The following is a 5,339-nucleotide window of genomic DNA, read 5'->3' as shown; positions in this document are numbered from 1 at the left end:
GTACGATTAAATGGTCGAAGTAGCATCATGTCGCATCACTGCGCGTCGTTCCGTCGCAGCCAAGCCGGGCGTTGATCAACACTGCCAAATGTACCATTGTGTTGACCTTGATGATCACATTAGAATGACCAACCGTAAGACTCGTAACACCAAATCCTGGAACTTTTAGGATCATCAAATCTCCATGAGCGTACGCAGCGGACTCCTGTTCACCATCGTCATAGGAGCAACATTCTTAATCGCTCACGCGATGAATGTCGTCATTGCCGAAGCTCTGCTTTCCCCAGTGGCCGTGTCCCCCTCCTCCACCTCCGTGAGTGCTGTCCAGCGCGTCAGCCATTCCCCTTCGGCATTAACCGATCAGTTAAGAAAGAGCGGACTCTTTCCCGTTCCCGAAGTTCCAACGGGCATGACCGGTAGTACGGGAAGTCCGACCGGCATCCTCAATCAGCCTTTGAACTTGGCATCAAAACTCAAACTCCTTGGAGTCGTAGTCGGAGACAGAGGCGGAGTATCTGCCGTCGTTGAAGAACTTATGAATCGACGTCAAGCCTTCTATCGATTGCACGAGGAAATACCTGATATCGGAGAGATCATCGAAATTCGGGACGAAGGGATTGTCATTCAGCGGGGTGGTCAGCAGGAGTTGCTTGAATTAGCCATCGGACAACCTGACAAGCCTCCCGTTTCTCAAACGGCTGCTATTGTTCCAGGGAAGTCGGTTCCCACCGGCCCTCTTCACAAGGCTCTTGATCGACGTGAGGTGGAGCAAGCCATGAACGATCTCCCCAAGCTGCTATCGCAGGCCCGCGCAGTCCCTTATGTGGTGAATGGGGCATTGAATGGATTTCGCTTGGACTACGTTGCACCCAAAAGTTTCTACGAGAAGATCGGGCTTCGATACGGAGATGTATTGAAGCAAGTGAACGGTGTAGAGATCAAAGATCCCAGCACGATGATGGCATTGTTTCAACAACTTCGAAACGAGCAATCCGTAAAGCTCAATGTCCTCAGAAACAATCAGCCGACTACGATGACGTTCGAAATCCGCTGACCTTGCATATCGATTCTAACGTTTACCCCTTCATTTCGATCGAGAAGAATATTCCGTTTTTTCGAAAAACCTCTTTCTCCCTCATTTCCTATTCCTGCTTGTCAGAGGTAGCTGGAGAGGAGTAGCTTATATCTTTCTGAGACTTACGAGTGTATATAAATTGTTGTAGTATCGCGCGAACCTACCGCTAAATTTGGTGGAGTAACACGTGGCACAACAGCCCTACAAGACGAGACCGCTCTTGGGAGAAATCCTTGAGCATAAGTTCGGTCTTTCGGAAGCTAAATTGCTCGAGGGCCTCAATCTTCAACAGGGGAAAGGAGGCCGTCTTGGAGAGGCTCTCCTCAAAATTCGTGCTATCGAAGAGGATATCTTATTGCAAGCGCTGTCCGTGCAGTTTGATTTGCCGTGGCTCCCCCATCTCGAAGTTAATCAAGTCGCGCACGAACTGATCAAGAAGGTGCCGATTCACTTTTCCCGGCGTTATCGGGTACTCCCGTTAAAGGTGGAAGATGACACCGTCGTCGTCGCAATCACCGATCCATTGGAAACAGCCCCGCTCGACGATCTGCGCCTCCTCTTGGGCATGCCGGTCAAAGCCCTCTTAACGAGTCCCATTTCGCTCATGAGTTGTTTAAACCGCGTCTACGACGAAGTGGCAAGTCCGAACGGCGCAGAACAGGTCATGGAAGATATTGCGGCCAGCCAGAACCTTGACGAGTTGGCTCATGAGCTGGATGAGCCCCAAGACTTGCTTGATGCGACCGATGAAGCCCCGATCATCAGGCTGGTGAATTCCGTCCTCTTTCAAGCCGTTCGCCAGCGGGCCAGCGATATTCACTTCGAATCGTTCGAACGAGGCTTGGTCGTCCGCTATCGTATTGACGGCGTACTCTATCCAATCTTAACGCCCCCGAAACATCTGCAGTCCAGCATCATCGCCCGGCTAAAGATCATGGCGGGTCTGAACATCGCTGAAAAAAGGTTGCCGCAGGACGGACGATTTGCCATCAGAACCGCCGGGAAAGATGTCGATTTACGCGTGTCCGTATTGCCCACTTCACACGGTGAACGGGTCGTGCTTCGTCTCCTGGAAAAAGAAAACCGTCTGCTCAATCTCTCGGAAATGGGATTCTCTGCGGACCAGCTACAAACAATCAAACAATTGATTCAGCTGACCCACGGCATCCTTCTCGTCACTGGCCCAACCGGGAGCGGGAAAACGACGACCCTGTACGCGGCCCTGAGCGAGATCAACGCACCGGATAAGAACATCATCACGGTTGAGGACCCGGTGGAGTATCAATTGGCCGGTGTCGGGCAAATGCAGGTCAACCCGAAGATCAATTTGACGTTTGCCGCCGGACTCCGTTCCATCCTGCGGCAAGATCCCGACGTCATCATGATCGGCGAAATCCGAGATCGTGAAACCGCTGAAATAGCCATTCATGCCTCGCTTACAGGTCACCTCGTCTTCTCCACACTCCATACGAATGACGCCGCAAGTGCCGCGACACGCTTGATCGACATGGGAATTGAGCCGTTCCTCGTGGCGTCATCTGTCGTCGCCGTCCTTGCGCAACGGCTCATTAGAAAGGTCTGCCCTGATTGCAAGAAGGCCTACCATCCTGACAAGGAGGAATTATTTCGACTCGGCGTTGTTCCCGGAAAATCAGCGCCTACGTTCTATCGTGGTGCCGGCTGCCCGGCCTGCAGCCAGACGGGCTACCGCGGGCGAACAGGAATTCACGAAATGTTGGTCATCGACGATGAGATCCGTCGCCTGATCGGGAGCAAGGCTGACTCAGCTGCGATCAAACAGGCAGCCGTGGCTAAGGGCATGGTGCTCTTGAAAGAAGAAGCCGCCGCGAAGGTCTTTGCCGGTGTCACTACGACAGAGGAAGTGCTTCGAATGACGCAACAGGAAGTCGAAGTCTAGACCCATGCCCGTCTATCAGTACCGTGGTTATAAGTCGGACGGTGCGGCAGCTGTCGGCATCATCGATGCCGAAAGTCAGAAAGTCGCTCGGCATAAGCTTCGTAAGGACGGAGTCTTTCCTACCGAGGTCAGTGAGCAACGCGGGGCAAGCAAGGATGTTATACCCCATGCAGGGGGGACATCGGTAGCCGGACACGGTCGTCTCCCCGCCCTCACGGTTAACGACGTTGCTTTGATAACCAGGCAATTGGCTACACTTCTTGTCGCAGGTCTCCCGCTGGTGGATGCACTCGGCGTGCTGATGGATCAAATGGAGAAGAAACCCATTAAGAGCTTATTGGCCGACATCAGGGAAGGAATCAAGGGCGGAGCATCGTACAGCGCCGTCCTCGAACGATATCCCAGGGACTTCTCCCCGATCTATGTGCACATGGTTCGTGCCGGAGAGGCAAGCGGGGCCTTGGATCAAATTCTGTTCAGGCTGGCTGAGTTTTTGGAAAAGCAACTCGCCCTTAGAAGCAAAGTCACGAATGCCATCATGTACCCTGCGATCATGCTGGTAATCGGAACGGTGATCCTCTTTTTCCTTATCACGTTTGTCGTGCCGAAAATCACGGCCGTGTTCGCCCACTCCAAGCAGGCCTTGCCTTGGCCGACCATTGCCTTGATGGAGATCAGTCATTTTTGCGCTGACTATTGGATGGTACTGCTAGGGCTTTGCTTGGCCGGGATTTGGGCGACCCGCCGGGCGCTCAGAACGGAAACAGGCCGAACCATGGCAGACCGTCTGGTGCTCAAAGTTCCTCTCATCGGACAAGTTGCACGAATGGTGTCCATCTCACGATTGTCCAGCACCTTAGCAACCATGCTATCCAGCGGCGTTCAATTGCTCGATGCCCTTAACGTCTCGAAACGCGTCATGAACAACCGTATCCTCGAACGAGCCGTCGAAGAGGCACGAGAAAACATCCGCGAAGGCGAAACGATCGCGGAACCGCTGAAGCGGAGCGGAGAATTTCCCCCGCTCGTCACGCACATGATCGCCGTCGGGGAAAAAAGCGGCGAGATGGAAGAAATGTTGCGACGTATCAGTCAAATCTACGATGGAGAAGTGGATCGCGTCATTACCCGTTTTACATCTCTGTTGGAACCGATCATGATCGTGGTGATGGGAGTCATCGTCCTATTCATCGTCGTGGCCATCTTGCTTCCGATCTTCGAGATGGGCCAAATGGTTCGTTAAACAGTCCCTAGCGAAGGAGGCGGCCGGTGCGTGCACAATCCTATCAGGAGGGGATCTACATAAAACTCGTACGATCCGAACGCGGTTTTACATTTATTGAGATCATGGTCGTCGTGGCGATCTTGGCAATCCTCGCGGCCCTGGTGGTGCCACGCATCATGGGACGTACCGATGAAGCCAAACGCACGGCAGCGAAGGTCCAGATTCGAAATATCGAAGGCGCCCTGCAGCTGTATAAACTAGACAATGGCATTTATCCAACGACCGAGCAGGGGTTGAAAGCCTTGATCGAAAAACCCTCAGTGGGCGTGATACCCAAGAAGTGGAAGATTGGCGGCTATCTCCAGAAACTTCCCGAGGACCCTTGGGGGAATCCCTACAAGTATTTAAGCCCCAGTCCGAATTTGAAGGGGGATTATGAGGTGATTTCCTACGGTACGGATGGAGAACCGGGCGGAGAAGGCATAAACGCCGACATCGCCAATTGGAATCTGGACAAGGATTAGGTGATGAACGCGGGAGCACCGGGCGGACAGCGCTTTGTACCTCCTGCTGTAATATCCTCGCACGGCTTTACTTTACTGGAAATAATCCTCGTGCTCTTCCTGTTGGGAAGCTTGCTCAGTCTGGTCATCCCTCGGATGTCCATCGGAGACAATTTGAGCAGCACCACGCGGAAATGGGCCGGCACTCTCAAGTCCATGCAGGAAATGTCAGCGACGATGCAAAAACCGGTTCGCTTGTATGTCGACATGGAACGAGGAACCTATTGGCCGGTTATTCTGCACGGGAATGAGGAGAAGCCTCCGCTCGATCCGATATGGGCGACACCACGTACCCTCCCGGAGACCGTTCGTTTCACAGACTTTCAAATTGCCGGGAAACGGCAAGATTCCGGAAGAGTCGACATCTTGTTCTACCCAAACGGACGCATCGACCCTGCGGTCATGCATTTGACGGACACCGCCAATGATGTCATGGGCGTGAAGATCGAACCGGTGACATCATTGGTTCGCGTAACCGACCAACGCATCGATCCACCGATCCCTCTGCGCATACCGGACCGCATCCGTACTCTCCTGCAACCTGTTCAGATCGGCGGG

The 5,339-nt window shown here is 53.3% G+C and carries 6 protein-coding genes; 5 read left to right on the top strand and 1 reads right to left on the bottom strand.

Going from position 1 to position 5,339, the window contains the following annotated elements; all coding sequences use genetic code 11:
- Window positions 1-25 precede the first annotated feature (25 nt).
- Window positions 26-175, bottom strand: coding sequence for a hypothetical protein (locus ACWVCN_RS09995; RefSeq protein ID WP_455245495.1), 150 nt, complete (start codon window positions 173-175; stop codon window positions 26-28).
- Window positions 176-184: 9 nt separating this feature from the next.
- On the opposite strand from ACWVCN_RS09995, the gene ACWVCN_RS09990 reads away from it, so the two are divergent.
- The 5 genes from ACWVCN_RS09990 to ACWVCN_RS09970 all read left to right on the top strand — a co-directional run.
- Window positions 185-1,054 carry a type II secretion system protein N gene (locus tag ACWVCN_RS09990; protein ID WP_455245494.1) on the top strand — a complete coding sequence of 290 codons (870 nt, stop codon included), beginning with the start codon at window positions 185-187 and terminating at the stop codon, window positions 1,052-1,054.
- Between the two features lie 208 nt (window positions 1,055-1,262).
- Complete coding sequence (gene gspE, locus ACWVCN_RS09985; protein WP_455245493.1) at window positions 1,263-2,993, top strand: type II secretion system ATPase GspE; 1,731 nt, start codon at window positions 1,263-1,265, stop codon at window positions 2,991-2,993.
- Window positions 2,994-2,997: 4 nt separating this feature from the next.
- Window positions 2,998-4,236 (top strand): type II secretion system inner membrane protein GspF, encoded by a 1,239-nt coding sequence (gene gspF, locus ACWVCN_RS09980; RefSeq protein WP_455245492.1) that lies wholly within the window; start codon window positions 2,998-3,000, stop codon window positions 4,234-4,236.
- Between the two features lie 26 nt (window positions 4,237-4,262).
- Window positions 4,263-4,742, top strand: a complete 480-nt coding sequence (gene gspG / locus ACWVCN_RS09975; protein ID WP_455245490.1) for a type II secretion system major pseudopilin GspG — start codon at window positions 4,263-4,265, stop codon at window positions 4,740-4,742.
- Window positions 4,743-4,745: 3 nt separating this feature from the next.
- Window positions 4,746-5,339, top strand: a 594-nt coding sequence (locus tag ACWVCN_RS09970) for a prepilin-type N-terminal cleavage/methylation domain-containing protein (protein WP_455245489.1), incomplete at its 3' end; no start/stop codon positions are given.

This window comes from Petrachloros mirabilis, from assembly GCF_975968855.1.
The sequence above is the reverse complement of the archived record's forward strand: the minus strand, read 5'-3'. Positions and strand labels throughout refer to the sequence as shown.

Bases quoted from the DNA above. Each gene is read 5' to 3' on its own strand.
- ACWVCN_RS09995 (WP_455245495.1), bottom strand. From the start codon at position 175: ATGATCCTAAAAGTTCCAGGATTTGGTGTTACGAGTCTTACGGTTGGT.
- gspF (WP_455245492.1), top strand. From the start codon at position 2,998: ATGCCCGTCTATCAGTACCGTGGTTATAAGTCGGACGGTGCGGCAGCT.
- ACWVCN_RS09990 (WP_455245494.1), top strand. From the start codon at position 185: ATGAGCGTACGCAGCGGACTCCTGTTCACCATCGTCATAGGAGCAACA.